At 39.3% G+C, this 16,138-nt stretch carries 25 protein-coding genes; 23 read left to right on the forward strand and 2 right to left on the reverse strand.

Annotation, left to right across the window (positions count from 1 at the left end; all coding sequences use genetic code 11):
• Positions 1 to 75: 75 nt before the first annotated feature.
• From PAHA3_RS06180 to PAHA3_RS06195, 4 genes are all read left to right on the forward strand, one after another.
• A complete protein-coding gene (locus tag PAHA3_RS06180; RefSeq protein WP_167350852.1) occupies positions 76 to 873 on the forward strand; it encodes an aminoglycoside N(3)-acetyltransferase in 798 nt (265 codons plus the stop codon).
• 35 nt (positions 874 to 908) lie between these two features.
• A complete protein-coding gene (locus tag PAHA3_RS06185; RefSeq protein WP_062833929.1) occupies positions 909 to 1,388 on the forward strand; it encodes a DinB family protein in 480 nt (159 codons plus the stop codon).
• An 86-nt stretch (positions 1,389 to 1,474) separates the two neighbouring features.
• On the forward strand, positions 1,475 to 2,410 hold the full coding sequence (locus PAHA3_RS06190) for an acetamidase/formamidase family protein (RefSeq protein ID WP_062833930.1): 936 nt from the start codon (positions 1,475 to 1,477) through the stop codon (positions 2,408 to 2,410).
• 48 nt (positions 2,411 to 2,458) lie between these two features.
• Entirely contained in the window at positions 2,459 to 2,857 is a 399-nt protein-coding gene (locus PAHA3_RS06195) for a hypothetical protein (RefSeq protein ID WP_062833931.1), read from the forward strand.
• Positions 2,858 to 2,921: 64 nt separating this feature from the next.
• Here PAHA3_RS06195 and PAHA3_RS06200 read toward each other — a convergent pair whose 3' ends face one another.
• A complete protein-coding gene (locus PAHA3_RS06200) occupies positions 2,922 to 3,371 on the reverse strand; it encodes a DUF1569 domain-containing protein (protein ID WP_062833932.1) in 450 nt (149 codons plus the stop codon).
• 302 nt (positions 3,372 to 3,673) lie between these two features.
• Between PAHA3_RS06200 and PAHA3_RS06205 the strand changes: the two genes are divergently transcribed.
• The 8 genes from PAHA3_RS06205 (at position 3,674) to PAHA3_RS06240 (ending at position 7,820) form a co-directional block, all read left to right on the forward strand.
• Complete coding sequence (locus tag PAHA3_RS06205) at positions 3,674 to 4,120, forward strand: phosphotransferase family protein (RefSeq protein WP_062833933.1); 447 nt, start codon at positions 3,674 to 3,676, stop codon at positions 4,118 to 4,120.
• 158 nt (positions 4,121 to 4,278) lie between these two features.
• Positions 4,279 to 4,758 carry a GNAT family N-acetyltransferase gene (locus PAHA3_RS06210; RefSeq protein ID WP_268801811.1) on the forward strand — a complete coding sequence of 160 codons (480 nt, stop codon included), beginning with the start codon at positions 4,279 to 4,281 and terminating at the stop codon, positions 4,756 to 4,758.
• A 45-nt stretch (positions 4,759 to 4,803) separates the two neighbouring features.
• The gene (locus PAHA3_RS06215; protein ID WP_062833935.1) at positions 4,804 to 5,127 is read left to right on the forward strand and encodes a hypothetical protein; all 324 of its coding nucleotides are present in this window, start codon (positions 4,804 to 4,806) and stop codon (positions 5,125 to 5,127) included.
• A gap of 38 nt (positions 5,128 to 5,165) precedes the next feature.
• Positions 5,166 to 5,699: a GNAT family N-acetyltransferase gene (locus tag PAHA3_RS06220; protein WP_062833936.1), complete on the forward strand. Its 534-nt coding sequence runs from the start codon at positions 5,166 to 5,168 to the stop codon at positions 5,697 to 5,699.
• 81 nt (positions 5,700 to 5,780) lie between these two features.
• The gene (locus PAHA3_RS06225; protein WP_062833937.1) at positions 5,781 to 6,311 is read left to right on the forward strand and encodes an AAA family ATPase; all 531 of its coding nucleotides are present in this window, start codon (positions 5,781 to 5,783) and stop codon (positions 6,309 to 6,311) included.
• Between the two features lie 32 nt (positions 6,312 to 6,343).
• On the forward strand, positions 6,344 to 6,694 hold the full coding sequence (locus tag PAHA3_RS06230) for a DUF952 domain-containing protein (RefSeq protein ID WP_062833938.1): 351 nt from the start codon (positions 6,344 to 6,346) through the stop codon (positions 6,692 to 6,694).
• A 74-nt stretch (positions 6,695 to 6,768) separates the two neighbouring features.
• Positions 6,769 to 7,254, forward strand: coding sequence for a GNAT family N-acetyltransferase (locus PAHA3_RS06235; protein WP_235599372.1), 486 nt, complete (start codon positions 6,769 to 6,771; stop codon positions 7,252 to 7,254).
• A 23-nt stretch (positions 7,255 to 7,277) separates the two neighbouring features.
• Positions 7,278 to 7,820, forward strand: a complete 543-nt coding sequence (locus tag PAHA3_RS06240) for a GNAT family N-acetyltransferase (RefSeq protein ID WP_062833940.1) — start codon at positions 7,278 to 7,280, stop codon at positions 7,818 to 7,820.
• Positions 7,821 to 7,953: 133 nt separating this feature from the next.
• On the opposite strand, the gene PAHA3_RS06245 is transcribed toward PAHA3_RS06240, so the two are convergent.
• Positions 7,954 to 8,541 (reverse strand): SMI1/KNR4 family protein, encoded by a 588-nt coding sequence (locus tag PAHA3_RS06245; protein WP_062833941.1) that lies wholly within the window; start codon positions 8,539 to 8,541, stop codon positions 7,954 to 7,956.
• Between the two features lie 451 nt (positions 8,542 to 8,992).
• On the opposite strand from PAHA3_RS06245, the gene PAHA3_RS06250 reads away from it, so the two are divergent.
• The 11 genes from PAHA3_RS06250 (at position 8,993) to PAHA3_RS06300 (ending at position 16,122) form a co-directional block, all read left to right on the forward strand.
• A complete protein-coding gene (locus PAHA3_RS06250; protein ID WP_062833942.1) occupies positions 8,993 to 9,871 on the forward strand; it encodes a methyltransferase domain-containing protein in 879 nt (292 codons plus the stop codon).
• Between the two features lie 37 nt (positions 9,872 to 9,908).
• Positions 9,909 to 10,265 carry an NIPSNAP family protein gene (locus tag PAHA3_RS06255; protein WP_062833943.1) on the forward strand — a complete coding sequence of 119 codons (357 nt, stop codon included), beginning with the start codon at positions 9,909 to 9,911 and terminating at the stop codon, positions 10,263 to 10,265.
• A 20-nt stretch (positions 10,266 to 10,285) separates the two neighbouring features.
• Positions 10,286 to 10,786 carry a GNAT family N-acetyltransferase gene (locus PAHA3_RS06260; RefSeq protein ID WP_235599373.1) on the forward strand — a complete coding sequence of 167 codons (501 nt, stop codon included), beginning with the start codon at positions 10,286 to 10,288 and terminating at the stop codon, positions 10,784 to 10,786.
• 2 nt (positions 10,787 to 10,788) lie between these two features.
• Positions 10,789 to 11,331, forward strand: a complete 543-nt coding sequence (locus tag PAHA3_RS06265) for a GNAT family N-acetyltransferase (protein WP_062833944.1) — start codon at positions 10,789 to 10,791, stop codon at positions 11,329 to 11,331.
• Positions 11,328 to 11,897 carry a hypothetical protein gene (locus tag PAHA3_RS06270; protein WP_062833945.1) on the forward strand — a complete coding sequence of 190 codons (570 nt, stop codon included), beginning with the start codon at positions 11,328 to 11,330 and terminating at the stop codon, positions 11,895 to 11,897. The genes PAHA3_RS06265 and PAHA3_RS06270 overlap by 4 nt, the downstream gene beginning before the upstream one ends.
• The gene (locus PAHA3_RS06275; protein ID WP_062833946.1) at positions 11,894 to 12,352 is read left to right on the forward strand and encodes a GNAT family N-acetyltransferase; all 459 of its coding nucleotides are present in this window, start codon (positions 11,894 to 11,896) and stop codon (positions 12,350 to 12,352) included. The genes PAHA3_RS06270 and PAHA3_RS06275 overlap by 4 nt, the downstream gene beginning before the upstream one ends.
• Positions 12,353 to 12,448: 96 nt before the next feature.
• The gene (locus PAHA3_RS06280; RefSeq protein ID WP_062835991.1) at positions 12,449 to 12,925 is read left to right on the forward strand and encodes a GNAT family N-acetyltransferase; all 477 of its coding nucleotides are present in this window, start codon (positions 12,449 to 12,451) and stop codon (positions 12,923 to 12,925) included.
• Positions 12,926 to 13,007: 82 nt separating this feature from the next.
• Positions 13,008 to 13,841 (forward strand): serine hydrolase domain-containing protein, encoded by an 834-nt coding sequence (locus PAHA3_RS06285; RefSeq protein ID WP_062833947.1) that lies wholly within the window; start codon positions 13,008 to 13,010, stop codon positions 13,839 to 13,841.
• A gap of 26 nt (positions 13,842 to 13,867) precedes the next feature.
• A complete protein-coding gene (locus PAHA3_RS06290; RefSeq protein WP_062833948.1) occupies positions 13,868 to 14,401 on the forward strand; it encodes a GNAT family N-acetyltransferase in 534 nt (177 codons plus the stop codon).
• Positions 14,398 to 15,033, forward strand: coding sequence for a hypothetical protein (locus tag PAHA3_RS06295; protein WP_062833949.1), 636 nt, complete (start codon positions 14,398 to 14,400; stop codon positions 15,031 to 15,033). The genes PAHA3_RS06290 and PAHA3_RS06295 overlap by 4 nt, the downstream gene beginning before the upstream one ends.
• Positions 15,034 to 15,084: 51 nt before the next feature.
• Positions 15,085 to 16,122, forward strand: a complete 1,038-nt coding sequence (locus PAHA3_RS06300; protein WP_062833950.1) for an alpha/beta fold hydrolase — start codon at positions 15,085 to 15,087, stop codon at positions 16,120 to 16,122.
• Positions 16,123 to 16,138 lie beyond the last annotated feature (16 nt).

Consider the following 16,138-nt stretch of genomic DNA (forward strand, 5'->3'; position numbering starts at 1 on the left):
TACGAAGCTGTAGCGGAATCGATATCTAGTAACAACTTTGTCTGCTTTAGTCTGGAGGATTAAATGAGGAATTCAATGGAGTTACAAACAAGAAAAAGTATAGTTGATGATTTAAAGTCAATGGGGATAAGGGAGGGCATGACGGTAATCGTGCATACCTCCTTCAAAGCAATAGGTAAGGTTATAGGCGGCCCGGTAAGTGTTATTTTAGCTCTGGAAGAAGCCGTTGGAACCAATGGAACCATTGTCATGCCTACTCAAACAGAACATCTTTGTGAACCTTCAGAGCATGACGCGAACCTGTCTCCAGAGGAAATTGAGTTCATCAAAGACAATATGCCTATTTATTATCCTGATCTAACCCCAACCTCGTATATGGGTATCATTCCTGAGGTGTTTCGGAGGCAAGATGGTGTGTTACGAAGCTCACATCCGCACATGTCTTTTGCTGCCTGGGGGAAAGAGGCAAAACGGATAACGGAAGACCATAACTTGCATTATGCATTAAATGAGAAATCTCCGTTAGGAAAAATCTATGATTTGAGTGGATACATTCTGTTACTTGGTGCGCCAACAAATTGTAACACCTCCTTGCACTTGGCAGAGTATAAACAGCAGAATACATTTATTAAGCCAAAAGTCTGGGGAGTAAAAATGCTGGTGGATGGAATTGAACAATGGACTACATACGATGATATTAACAATGAATCGGATGATTTTGAATTAATTTTTAATGAGTTTAAGATCCAGACTAACGCTGTTACCGAAGGAATGGTAGGGAAAGCTGTGAGTTATTTGATACCCCAAAGAGAGATGGTTGATTATGCTTTGGGATGGATGAATCGGAACCGAAGAGAACATATAGATCAGTGAAACATTGCAAAAAGAAAGAAGGGGGAAATGTAATCATGACCAAAGAGATTGAACATTTGCTTCAAGCTTTTGAAGAATGGGCATTGTTTGTCAAGACAATGATTCATCTCCAGGAGAGGATATGGAATTCAAGCTTGGAAGAGGGGAAGTGGACCATGAAATCCATTGTCAGCCATGTGATGTTATGGGACCGATATTTTTACAAGGAAGCGATTGAGAAGATTACTCTGAAGCAGCCAGTTACGTTGAAACATATGAATTTTGAAGAGTTTAATCGCAAAGCTATTGAATTTGGTAACCGCACAGAGACGTCCGAAATCGTAAATAAGGCGATCACATACCGCCATAAAATTATGAATGACATTCGAGGGTTATCGGAGGAACAGCTTCATCAGACGTATTTAGACGCAGAGGGGAACGTATTTTATATTCCCCAATACCTTAAAGATTTTATATGGCATGACCAGCATCATATGGAACCGTTAAAAACATATCTTGAAAGTCTTGAAGCGTAAAGGATTTAGCATGTAGGGACGGCATGGAATACAGCAGGTGGCGTGTTTTAAATATAATACGTATCCCAAACCACGGAGGAATTGTAGTGAGTACACATACGATTGAATTAACTCAGGAAAATCTGATCGGTTCATTTACCAATGAGGTAACTCCCATTTTGAGCGTGAAATCTGGTGACTCCATTCGTTTTCAGACGCTGGATGCGGGCTGGGGAACGGGTGTGAGTTATGCGGAACGCATGAAACCTTTTGAACGACAAGGTGAAAAAGATGGAGGTCATGCATTAATCGGTCCGATCTATATCGAAGAGGCAAAGCAAGGACAGACGTTGGAGATTGTTTTCAATGAGATCGTACCCGGGAGTTATGGGTTTACTTCCGCTGGCGGATATCCAAACTGGCAGAACCAGAAGTTACATCTAACAGAGATTGAAGAACTGTCACTGAATTGGACGCTTGATCGCCAAACGATGAGTGGAACCTGTGAAATACATGGAAAACCCTTCACGGTATCTCTCTCGCCGTTCATGGGTGTAGTGGGCATGCCGCCAGAGTCAGGAGGAATTCATACGACATGGCCGCCCCGCTGTTGTGGAGGGAACATCGACTGCAAGGAACTGTTGCCGGGAAGTAAATTATACTTACCTATCCCCGTAGACGGAGGTTATCTGGCGATTGGTGATGGTCATGCACGGCAGGGAGATGGTGAAGTCAGCTGTCAGGCCATTGAATGTGCAATGGAGCTTGTCGATATCACGATCAACGTGATTGATGATATGATTTTGACCAATCCTCGTGCACATACGCCGTCAGGCTGGCTTACCTTCGGTTTTCATGAAGATCTGAATGAGGCTACCGTTCAAGCATTAGACGGCATGTTAACTCTGATGGGTGAGTTGTACGGACTAGATCGAGTGGAAGCGATTGCACTTGGAAGCGCGGTAATTGACCTGCGTATCACCCAAATTGTGAATGGTGTGAAGGGTGTGCATGCTGTCCTTCCACATGATGCTTTTAAGTAATTTAAGGCCGGTTATACGTCGTATTAGATGGACTTGGGGGTCGATAAAATGAAAGGTAGACCACAGATCGTTTTAGATATCGCGGGTGTTTTGTTAAGTAATATGTCGTTGACCTGTTGGAAAGATATAAGTCAGGAAACCAACCTATCCGCAGAATCTTTGAGAGTACATTTTGCAGGAATCAAACGAAAGCTCTGGACTGGAATGATGAGGGAAGAAGAGTTCTGGCAATCGTTGAAGGAGATGTATCCCGAATTATCAATCAGCCGAGCGAAAGACATCTTGTACAATTCAATTGTTCCCCTACCAGCCGCTAAATACCTTGAGCGATGGAGTGGGTCCGCCGATATCCATCTGCTCAGCAATCATTGTAAGGAATGGATTGAGCCGAAGCTGAGCCATTTAAGCTCATTTACCAAAAGTATAACCATCTCTAATCAAGTGTGAAGTTTAGTCATTACTAAGGAAGTTCGACAATAAATAACAAGTATACATGTAGTTCGTCTATGAACTACACTCCAAATTGCTTGAGATGATGATCCAAATGTTTATAGATGCCTATACCCCATTGCTCAGGTGTTAAGTTTCCGAAAAAAGGATGAGGGTGAGTGGAGCATTTTTCTGGACCACCACGTTGGAGAGTTGTAATCTTTTGTTTCAGTTTCTCTTTCTCTACCATAAACTCTCTGTTGCCTTCTATGATAATTGTTGGGATGGTCGACATATTATGAGGTAATGGCTTTTCATTATAAAACATCGATTTGGCAAACCTCCCAACGAACCTCCCCAGCAATCCTCTAGGTGGAAAAGCGTTCCCCATGGGAATATCTTGAAATGCCGAGCAGTGAGCCAGCATTTGAGCAGCCTGCATGCTACCCCATTCAGGTTTGGTATTCGCACGGAGTCGATCAATACGCTTCACGATTTCTGCAGCATGGGTTTTATTAAAGATACTTTTCATAAGAACACTCCAATCATCCATCTTTTTTGATTTCACTTCTCCATAGCGATTAAAGGTTTCGGAAGTTGAAATCGAGAATATGATAATATGGGTATTTTAACCAATTTAAATCGATTTAACAATGAATAGATTTTTTGTTTCTCCAGTTAGAAGTAATAAAAGTATAGATACAAGACAGAAGTTAGTTGTCTAACCTTTTTAGACAGTGCTGGAATGACTCCTCATTTGAGCGACTTGGAACATTTCTAGCCAGAGACGTACATTCTCTCATCAGGGATAATTATGAATTGGATTTGCCGCTTATGAACCTGTTTGATCCCAAAGCTGATGAGCACGATCTTGTTCCTGACCATTTGAAGAAATTGGTCGAACATGTTCTTAGTGTACCGGGTACAGGAAAATCAACCTTAATTCATGGAGATTACGGGCCACATAATGTACTTATCTCCAATGATTCAATGCATATTATTGATTGGGAATGGGCAGCATGGGGCCATCTCTTGTATGATGTTGCGTGGGTCATATGGTTTGTGAATCTTCATTATCCGTACTTCGCTAAGGAACTATCAGAAGTTTTCTTGAACGCGTATAAAGAACATTCATATCTTCCAATAACAAACGATTTAATCAAGGCTTATTCAACATCCAAAGTGATACATATAATAAATCCAATCAAGTACGCAAATACAGATGTAAAGGCCGAGTGGCTACGGAGGTTGAAGTGGACTTTACAGACTCGTTTTGTATAAAACGTGTAAGATAGCCCGTGTGGCAAGAGGTTTGCATAACAACGTGAAAGGAGTGATGTCGTATGATAAACAATATGAATATGAGTAGAAGAAATGGAGTTGCCAGAGGTGTTTTTGTCTAGCGCAGAGGACCCAAGGAAGGGTTCCGAGGGATTCCTCTGCGTAATTTTCACGAGGAGGAATTTCAAACTATGATTCATTTAAAACCTGTATCGGTGGATAATTGGTATGCATGTACTCAACTGAATGTAACTGAAGAGCAAAGAAAAAGTTTTCCCGCGCCGGTTGTATATTGGATTGCTGAATCCAAGGTCGTAACCGACTTTCGACCCACTGCCATCTATTACGATTCGGATCTGGTTGGATTTTCTGTGTACTCAGATCAGCCGGATCATGAGGATAACTACTGGCTTCTTGTTCTAATGGTAGATACAAAATATCAGGGCAGAGGTTATGGAAAAGAATCATTGAGGCAGTTGATTGATCTAATGAAAGAATCGCTAAAATGTAAACGTATCATGATTGGACACAGGCCGGAAAATGGTATCGCAGGGAATCTGTATGAATCACTTGGTTTTCACAGAGTAAATGAGGGATTGATCGATGGCGAAGTCGTTCGGCTCCTACGATGCAAATAGAGCCAAAACACACGGGATTTGGATTGTAAAGGAGGGAGCTTTTCTTTGAAGCATTTACAAGTTATTTTCTCATTACTCTTTATCATGTTAGGAATTGTGATTATTACGATCTCGAAAATGATTGAAGAGGTGATTCCCAAGCTAGGGTATGCAGCATTCCAGTCAGCAGCAGCTGGCAGTTATACTCCGAGTGATTATCAAGTAAATCTTGAACTGAATTATTGGATTGGAGCGATATGTATTTTGGGTGGAGTTATCTGTTTATTAGCTAGAATGAATTGGGTTCAGAATTCCATCCGTGAAATGAATATAAGAAACAGAGCGTTTGATGAAACTCAAAATTATGATGATACAAGAGAACAGAAGTAGTATATGATATGACATAAAAAAAGAAAGGGCAGATTGATATGATTACATTTCAATACTTTGAACCGGAAGATTTTGATCAACTGATCGAATGGAGTGGGGACGAAGCGTTTCTGCTCCAGTGGGCCGGGCCTGGGTTCCATTATCCACTTTCCAGGGAACAACTTTCTGATTATTTGGATGGTGCGAATGATAAGAACACTTCGAACAAGTTCATATATAAAGTGGTGGATGAATCCACTCAGGAGATTGTGGGCCATATTGCTCTTGGTGGTATCGATCGATATAATCGTTCAGGGCGCATTGGTAAGGTGCTCCTTGGCAAACCATATCAGGGTAAAGGATATGGGAAGCAAATGATTGATGAGGCACTACGAATTGGATTTGAAGAGGAAGGATTGCATCGGATCAGTCTGGGCGTTTTTGATTTTAATGCATCAGCCATCCGATGTTATGAGAAAGCAGGCTTCGTGCAAGAAGGACTTATTCGCGATGCTAGAAGATATGAAGATACATTCTGGAATCTAATCGAAATGAGCATTTTGGAAGATGAATGGAAAAAAAACGTTACTTAATGTAGAAGGAGCATACCCTTGGATGTAAAAGCTTGACTACATGGTTGTGCTCCTTTATAACATTCAGATTGGAGTGATTAAATGATCATCATGATTAACGGAGCATTTGGTTCCGGAAAAACTTCGGCAGCAGAAGCGCTTCAGCCTTTGATTGCAAACAGCATGATCTACGATCCAGAAGAAATTGGTTATATGCTTAGAAAACTTCTCCCAGAAAATTGTAGAGAGGAGAGGGAACGGACGGATGATTTTCAAGATATCGATCTATGGAAAATTCTAACCGTAAAGACGGCAAAAGAAGTAAAGCAAAAATACAACAAACACTTAATCATCCCCATGACCATCTATAAAGAGGAAAACTTTCATTACATCTATAGCGGGTTTAAAGAGATCGATCAGGACATTCATCATTTTTGCCTAACGGCCAAAGAAAAGACGATTTATCATCGTTTGGCTAAACGCGGAGATGAATATGGAAGCTGGCAGTATCAACAAGCACCAAAGTGTGTTGAAGCTTTCAAGGATGAACAATTTCAAACTTACATCGCTACCGATCATCTGGAGACCAGTGAAATCATAGATATCATATTGACGAAAGTCCTATCCAAATAATTACCATTCGTTTTTAATAGGAGAGGTTTATGATGATGATTTTACATGTACTCTTAAGAAAAGAATGGGAAGCCGCGTTGATCAATGGGGTATACAGAGCAGCATCCTTAGAAAAAGAAGGTTTCATTCATTGCTCACCTGTACATAAGATTATAGCTGTGGCTAATTATAATTACCTTGGGACAAAGGGGTTAGTATTACTTGGCTTGGATGCATCTAAAATAAAATCCAAAGTTGTATGGGAAGATCTGTATAATGAAGGCAGGGAATATCCTCATATTTACGGTGAGTTAAATCTAGACGCCGTAGTTCATACATATGATTTTGAGCCTAATGAAGAAGGGAGATTTTCGCTACCTGCTGATTTAGAGAAAATACAGTGAGTTCGAAGTTCATAGATAGACGCTGATACCGTTGAAGAAAATGAATAGAAGAGGATGGATGGTCATTGACGATAGTGACTTTTGAAGAAGTAACCGAGCAGCACCTCCCTGAAATTAGAGCTATTTATAACTACTATGTATTGAACACAACCATTTCGTTTCATACGGAGGAATTAGATCTTGATCAGATTAAAACCTCTGTCATGAACAAGGATACCCGATATAAAACTTACGTAATTCTTGAAAACAATCAAATGATGGGCTATGTACTGATCACCCAATATAAGAGTAAACAGGCATATGACATATGCGGAGAAGTCACCATATATTTGCAGCCCGATATTTTGGGAAAAGGCTTGGGGAAACAAGCATTACGTTTTATTGAGAAGGTTGCAAAAGAACAAGGATTCCATACGTTAATTGCGACGATTTGCATGGAGAATACCAGAAGTAAATCTTTATTTGAGAGAAATGGATATGAGCAATGTGCTCTATTTAAAGAGATCGGATATAAATTTGATAGAAAACTGGATATTGGAAGTTTCCAAAAGATATTGTAATTGGATTGTTGGGGGGATTAACGATGTCTCGCATTAATGGAGAAAGAATTGTGTTAAGAGAATACCAGGATTCTGATGTGGATTACATCAAACAATGGGTGAACGATCCGGAAATCACAGGGACTTTATCAGATAATTTTTTGTATCCTCATTCGAGTTATGAGACGGAGTCCTTTTTCAGAACAATGGTTGAAGGCAAGTCTTCAAATAAAAGTTTTATTATCGGGTTGAAAGATTCGTTAGAATATATAGGTCAGATTGATCTGTACAAAATTGATTGGAAAAACCGCTTTGCATCTTTAGCAATTGTAATAGGAAGAAAAGAATTTCTAGGTAAAGGTTATGGGAGTGAAGCCATTCGTATCCTACAGAAGTTTGTCTTTGAAGAGCTAAATTTAAATAGATTAGAACTTGAAGTGTATGAGTACAATGAGATTGCTTACAAGAGTTATTTAAAATGTGGCTTTAAAGAAGAGGGGAGATATAGAAAGAAGATATATAAAAAGGGGAAATACTGGGATGGTGTTTGCATGAGTATCTTAAAAACTGAATATGAGCAGTCATAGTCTCAGAAGGCATCCGTGATATAAAAGATCAATTTGAGAGGAAACAACTTTATTGTAAAAGAGACAGCAAAAAAGCTGCCCCTTTTATTCATCTAAACTGATCTATGTTTAACTGTATACAAACCTACCGAAGTTACTCTTCTTCGTTTAGAAAAACAAAACCGCTGTCAATAAGCCCCTGTAAATACTCGTCAAAGCTGTTTGCAATCACTACGTATTCGTCAGGGTCGTGCAAAAAGCGAACAATTTGACCGTGTACACCTTCATCAGTAGGGTTAAAATCAATATAAAGTCTGGATGTTCCACCATTATTCATACAGTCTGAAAAGTGAATGTATTTCCCCGGAAGAAGCCCCTCACGATTGATTTTAGAGTCAACGGCATCCTCTTCATCTTCGTATTCTAAAAGATAAGAGACGTCTTCTTCATTTTTTGAACTTTCGAGCATTTGTTGGGTAGACAGTAAATAATACGGATATCTACCTTCTCCAACATCTGAGCCAAGAATACAAACCGTAATTTCTTTATCTCCGTACTTCCTCCAATATGTACCATCAATATTTTCAAGTAAACCGATGAGTGATTCTGGACAATTTGGATATTTTGATCTTAATGTAGTTATATCTTCTTTCGTAGCACCGCTCGCTGTATTCAGTTCCTCAAGTTCTTCTGATGATAATGCTGCTCTCAATCCATTTAAAAATTTGTTTACCAAATCCATTATGTTGACCTCCCAATCATAAAATATAAAGCAAATATACGCAGATAAAGTAAAGGTACTGCGTTGGTGTGAAAAATCTTTCCCCTACAATATGTTCTGTATCCTAAGATCAGTTTATCATTTTTCTCTAGTTTAGTGATAACTACAAGTATTAACTATCGGTCTGGTGAAAAAGGCGCTTGGGATTAACTGCTAAGGTTGGATAGACCCTCCCATGCTTTCGTAGTACAATTATGTAAGTAATTGGAATGATTAGTTTTATAGTAACGATATAGAGGAGCGAAATATATTGTCATTACATATGCTGCACGGCAATTTTAATACATATGATAGGCGTTTTATGAGAGTTTTGCTCACTCGCTCATCAACCACGATGTGAGTGAGTGAAAATCTCCTATAATATTTGAAAATTTATGAATGCGATTACATCATATGAGGGAGGGATTTCACTTTGTCTGATTACTATTGGGATGACCAAATCGAATATCTGAAGAATACGCGATGGCTTTACTATAACGATGATTATCTTGAGTTTTTGGTTCAACGTGTATGGAAGATTGAAAAGTCGGTAGATATTATCGACTATGGATGTGGTTTTGGCTATCTTGGCCTGAAGCTACTTCCTTTATTACCCGAAGGATCAACCTATACCGGATTGGACAAAGGAAAAGAATTGATTAAGCAGGCCCAAGATATTTTCTCAAAGACCTCTTTTCAAACGACTTTTATAGTAGATGACATTGAAACGGTGCAAGTGGAACGCCAATACGATATTGCTATGAGTCATGCCTTCTTATTACATATGACGGAGCCTGTCACTATTATTCAGAAGATGATCGACAGTGTAGTAGATGAGGGTAGAATCATATGCTTTGAACCTCATTGGATCGCTAATATGTCAAACTTTGAATTGCATGGACTTGAACAATCGAAGATTATTCAACTTGGTGTTCTCCAAAAATTGTTCGAGGAGGATACCAAGCGGAGTGGTAAAGACGGAAATATGGGGATGAAAATCCCAATTCTGCTTAGTCAACTTGGCGTGAGAAATGTAGAATGCCGGATGAGTGACAAGGTTAACTTCTTAGATCAACACATTGCAGATTCGGATAAGGAAAAGCTTTTTCATGCATTAAAAGAAGAAGGACTGGGACAAGAACCAAATGCCAGAAATGAAGTAGTTGCTCAACTGATCGAAAGAGGACTGAATCCAGAAGAAGCGAATCGACAATATGAGGCAGAGAGTGTTTTTACTAAGAATTTCAGTGAGAACTCATGGCTAACCTATGCTCCTAATATGAAAATTACATCGGGAATAGTGACGAGATAGGTGAACTGTTTCTATTACACATAAGGAGGCACACATGATGATATATCGGAGAAAAACCTATATTATTGCGACTTTTTTTGTAGAAGAGTTCAACGCTCTATTTAATGATATTTTGCTACCATCTCAATTGAAATACGGATCAAGACTTATTGGGAGATGGCACACACCAATCGATGATGAAACCAGTGAAATTTTTGCGATGTGGGAATACGATACCCTTGAACAATACGAAGAGATTGAGAAAAAGATAAAATCAGATACAGAACACGTAAAGCGAGTTCAAGCCCGTTTTGACCAAATCGGAAAACATCGGTATAAAGAAGTATTTCGTGACGAGATAAGGCAAGCGTTTTTCACATCGACAGTAGATCGCAAACAAACGATTTTGAAGTGAATACAAAAGGAGCTGAGAGAATGATGGAGACAGAACGACTTATGTTTCGGAAATATACCAAAAATGATTTTGATTTACTTTTTGAGATGACAAGTGAGCCGAATATGATGAAGTTTATTAGACATGGAGGACCCTGGACGAAGGAAGAAACCATGCAAAGTCTGGAAAAGTTCATTAACTGGAATAAAGACGATAAGGGGTTGTTCCTCGCATTTAACAAAGAGGACAATAAGCTAATTGGAACCTCTGGACTCATTCCTCAAATCATTGAAGGCAAGGATGAGCTTGAGGTCGGTTACTGGGTTGTAGAGCAATACTGGGGAATGGGTTACGGATACGAACAAGCAAAAGCATGGAAAGAATACGGTATGGATCATTTGAAACAGAGTCGATTAATATCTTTAATTCAACATGGCAATGTGGGCTCTATGAAAGTCGCGCAAAAGAATGGTATGGAACACGAGAAGGATGTAGACATAATCGGGAAAAATGTAGCAGTTTACTCGATTGAGGTGAAATGAATATGACTCCATTTCCTGAACTAGAAACCAAAAGATTGCTGCTAAAAGAGATTAGACAGAGTGATTCCCAAGACATATTTCATATTTTTTCTTCAGATGAAGTTACAAAATTCTACGATGTAGAAAGTTTTAAGAATATGAAACAAGCAGAAGCTCTCATACAAAGGTGGAATGAACGATTCGAAAATGGTCAGGTTATCCGCTGGGGAATTGCTTTGAAGTCGGACGGTAGAGTTATTGGTACATGCGGATTTCATGGTTGGTTGAAACAACATCATAAAGCTGCGATGGGATATGAGTTAGCACCGGAGTTCTGGCAGCAGGGTTATATGACCGAGGTTGCTCAAGAAATCGTTGAATACGGATTTAACAACCTTGAATTAAACAGGATTGAAGCCTTTGTAGAGCCCGAGAACACGGGATCAAGAGAATTGCTTAAGAAAATTGGTTTTAGTGAAGAAGGCATATTAAAAGAAAATTATTATTGGAAAGATCGATTTGTTGATAATGTTATCTATGCATTTTTGAAGAAAGAATATGTATGAGAATACGAATTATTGGATCTTGCGGTAGTGGGAAATCAACAATAGCCAAAGCATTATCGGATAAATACGGTATTCCTTCTTATGAATTAGACAATCTCATCTGGGACAGAAGCGTAGAAAATCTGAGATATCCTGAAAGTGTTAGGGATGAATCTGTCCAATCTATTGTCAGTTCAGAGGCTTGGATCATAGAAGGAGTGCAGTGCAAAGATTGGACAATAAAGTCCATCCAGGAAGCAGATTTGATTTTTGTATTAGCTCCAAATGTTTTCATTAGAGATTATCGGATTATAAAGAGGTTTGTATTATCTAGAATGGGCTTGCAACCGTGGAATTACAAGCAGTCCTTCAAGAACTTATGCATGATGATTGTGAAGTGGAACCATCAATATAATATAGAAGAAGTTATATGTACAATTAACAAAAACCATAAGACTGCAACAATCACGAAGAATAAAAAACAAGTGAACCAGTTGATTGAACATCATTTGGAAGTGGTTGTAAGTGAGAGTGAAAAGAACGTTAGAATTAATCAAAGATTATCGAAAGAGGAGATACAGTGGTGAATATAAAGATACAACCAGTCACACGAGAGAATTGGGAAGAAGCGCTGAAGATCTCTTTGTATGAACACCAAGTCTCATTAGTTCCATCTGTTATTGAGGGGATCGCTTACGCCTATATAAAACCGTGGGATGAAGCATTTGATCCTTACGTACTTGAGATCGATGGGAAGGTTATTGGTTTCTTTTATCTGAGTTATACGCCAGATAGTACAGATAATTACTGGATTGGTGGTTTTCAAATCGATCAATCTTATCAAGGTAAAGGAATGGGGAAACTCGCTATAAGAGCCATTCTAGATTACATCACGAAGCAGCATCCATTATGCAAGATTATTTCATTAACGGTTGAACGGGATAACGAAATAGCACAGAACTTGTACAAGAGCATGTCCTTCATTAGTGGGGATAGAACCAATTCAGATGATGAAGTGATCTACAGGTTGGCAATAGAATGATAGACTCAGCATTATATCTATATGAAGAAGGTAATAGAGCATTTGGTAAGATAGATGAATATCTGGCTGAACAAAACACAACTAGGAAGTGATAAGATGATTAGTTTGAGAAAAATTACGCTGGATAATCGTCGTGCCATATTTAATCTGGAGGTCTCGGATGATCAACGGCAATTCGTGGCCTCCAATCTGTCGAGTGTAGCCTCATGTTATGTTCTTTCCCAAAATGGAGGTCATCCATTTCCTTTTGCTATATATATGGACGATCAACCGGTAGGATTTGTGATGATTACCTATGGCATTACTGGATATGACCTACCCTCTATCGCGGATAGTAGTTATTGCATCCTGAGACTGATGATTGATCATCAGTATCAAAACCGTGGATATGGACGACAAGCTATAGTAGAAATTCTGGAATATATTCGTACATACCCAGCTGGACCTGCACAATATTGCTGGATTTCTTATAGTCCCGAAAATGTCAGCGCGAAAAAATTATATGAAAGCTTTGGTTTCGTTGACAACGGCGAGATCTGTCATGATGAGTTAATAACCGTATTGGAGCTTTGAATCATAGGAGAAGGGAGTCATTTATATTACTGAATTTAATGATCTCGAAAGAGAGATAAAACGAAATAAAGCGGAGAGCTGCATGATATACCGAGAAAACTCAATTCAATATGAATTTTATCGAAATCGAAAAACGAAAGAAAAACAACATAAAGTGAATTCAATTACAAAAAGTGTGCTCTCCGCATTGGTGGGAATCGCTATACAGCAGGGTTACATTGAGAATGAGGATGTCCCAATTGTGAATTATTTTAACGATCTGGATGACAGCAAAAAGGGGATTACGATTAAGCACCTATTAACGATGTCCTCGGGCTTGCACTATCCAGGGAATGAAGCTATGATTCCATCTAAGAATTGGATAAAATTTGTTCTTGAACAACCTGTTGAATTCGAACCAGGAATCCAAATGAAATATAGTTGCGGAAGTTCTCATATACTTAGCGCCATATTACAGAAGGCGACTGGTATCAACACTTCGGAATTTGCAAAAAAGAACTTATTTGCACCTCTAGGTATTAACGAATTCCATTGGTATCAGGATACACAAGGGATTGCCATAGGTGGTTTTGGTTTGCGAATGAAGATCGAAGACATGTTGAAGTTTGGGGTGTTATACGCTCAGAATGGGGAGTGGAATTCTAAACAACTCATCTCTGCTGACTGGATTGCTAGAAGTGTAAGTCCTTCTCTTACTTCCGAACCCTTATATAGCTACCACTGGCGCATAATGAAAAGCATCAAGGAAGAAGATGCTGAAAATAAAACGTTTTATGCTATGGGTATGGGCGGTGGACGAGGGCAATATATCTTTGTTAACCAAAAGCGAGGATTGGTTGCGGTATTCACAACGATTATATCCGATGATAACTTGTTACCACTTCACTGGTTTAAAAATTATATTCTGAAAGAATAGTTGTTGAAGGGAGAGATAGCAACACCATGATAACGTATAGAACATTGACTCTTGAAGATGTAAACCAGTTGCAGGAAATAGATCGTTCGGAACATATTGATCTCATTTATGAAATGAGAGAGAACGGATTGGTTGAGCTAGAACAAAATCATGAGTGCTCAAACTGGGATGCAAAGCTTTTGGATGAGATTCAAAATCGATATGTCTATCAACTAGAACAAGGCGGCATGGCGTATGGCGCTTTTGCTAAAGATCGATTAATTGGGTTCGGGGTGCTGGCACATCAATACAGAGGAAGAGAATGTAATCAATTACAAATTGACTTGATGTATGTCTCTCAGGCGTACAGAAGACAAGGTATTGGAAAACGTATTCTGAACCAGTTAAGTGAAGAGGTCAAGAAACGTGGAGCGCGATATCTGTATATTTCCTCCACAGAGACGAGATCGGCGGTATCCTTTTACAGAAGCCAGGGCAGTCAAATTGCAAGCGAGATTGATCAGGAACTCTACGACAAAGAGCCGAAAGATATACACATGATAAAGGAGCTGGGCACATGACAACGGTTGGCATACTCGGAACCATTCATAATCCAGAACTCAGGGAGCGATATCATTGTTCCCTTTCCCTTTACAAGGATGTGATTCATGAGTTTAAGCCAGATATTATTTGCGGTGAAGTTCATCCACAGAGCTGGCTGAGGTATCTGAAGGACAAAAATGATAGAGGATACTGGGGAGAACCGGCCAGTGAGTATTGGGATTTGATATTCCCTTTGTGCGAGGAGCATAACATCCCATTTGTCCCTATTGATTGGTTTGAACTGGATGTGTGGAATGCTTTTGATCCATTCAACGGTTATACGGGCGAGGAACGCCAAGAACTTGAACAACGGGATGATCACTGGTTTGCGGAACAAATGGAGACGTATAGGTTCGGCGATATTCCTTTTAATTCAAATGAGTTCGATAGCGTAACCAAACAAAAATATGAATGGTTGTATCAGGTAAACCCGAAGGCACAGAACTTTCGCTGGGTTGTACGTAATCAGATTATGATTCAAAGAGTCAAAAATACAGTTGAAGCTCATCCAGGAAAACGAATCCTCTGTATCGTAGGAGCCGATCATAATTACATCTTCCAGGAAGACCTGCTGAAAGAACAAGTTGAATTGTTGTATCCATTACGGTAAAGGAACCGTTGGTAGAATTGCAAATGAAACTTGATATTTAAGGAGCGTCACATGCGCAAAAAAGTACGTAAGATACTCAAGTACAGCATATTTAGTATTATTTTAATGGTTGTAGTAGCTCTGATATTTCCTACATGGACACCTAAAATTAAAGGTGAAAACAGCATCAGCATGTTAGAGCAGGTCGAAATTAACGGAGCAGGACATGAAGTCATGATCAGGGGTGCTGATCGGAGTAACCCAATCCTGATTTTTGTGCATGGTGGGCCTGGATGCTCTGAGATTCCTTATGTTAGGAAGTATCAACAGGACCTTGAGCAACACTTCACTGTGGTGCATTACGATCAACGTGGGAGTGGAAAGTCCTATCACTTTTCTGAAGATTACTCGAATCTGACAACAGATGTATTAGTAGATGATTTGTTAGCGTTAAGGAATTATGTAACTGAGGAGTTAGGTCAAGAGAAGGTTATATTAATCGGTCATTCATTTGGTACATACATCGGGATGAAAGCTGCGGCTAAAGCACCCACTCAGTTTCACGCTTATATAGGCATTGGACAGATGGCGAACACACTTCAGAGCGAACTGGAAAGTTTGGAGTACACGTACGAGCAAGCGAAACAAGCCCGTAATGCAGAGGACGTTAAAAAACTGGAGCTAATTCGCAGCTCGATCGAGCAAGGAAAGGAACTTACGCCTAGAATTTTGTTGCAAAAGTACGGTGGTGCAGCCAGGCTCATCCATGAGAATAGAGATTATATCTTAGGATTCCTGTTTAATCCCGAATACAATGGGATGGATATGATTCGCTTTTATTCAGGGATGTTCAGTTCACAAGACATCTTACTGAAGGAAGCATTTGATCAAAATTTACCTGATATTGTTGATCATCTGGAGATTCCTACTTATTTTGTGATGGGTAAATATGATTATATGACTACTGCGAATGCTGCACGTGATTATTTTGATGTGTTGGATGCACCGATCAAAGATTTCATTGTATTCAATGAGTCTGCGCATTACCCACAGTTTGAGGAGAAAGAAAAATTCGTACACTGGTTACAAGAGTTATTTTTAAAAGACTAGAGAGGAGCGAGATCCT

Source organism: Paenibacillus amylolyticus (assembly GCF_001570725.1).
GTDB classification, from domain to species: domain Bacteria; phylum Bacillota; class Bacilli; order Paenibacillales; family Paenibacillaceae; genus Paenibacillus; species Paenibacillus amylolyticus_A.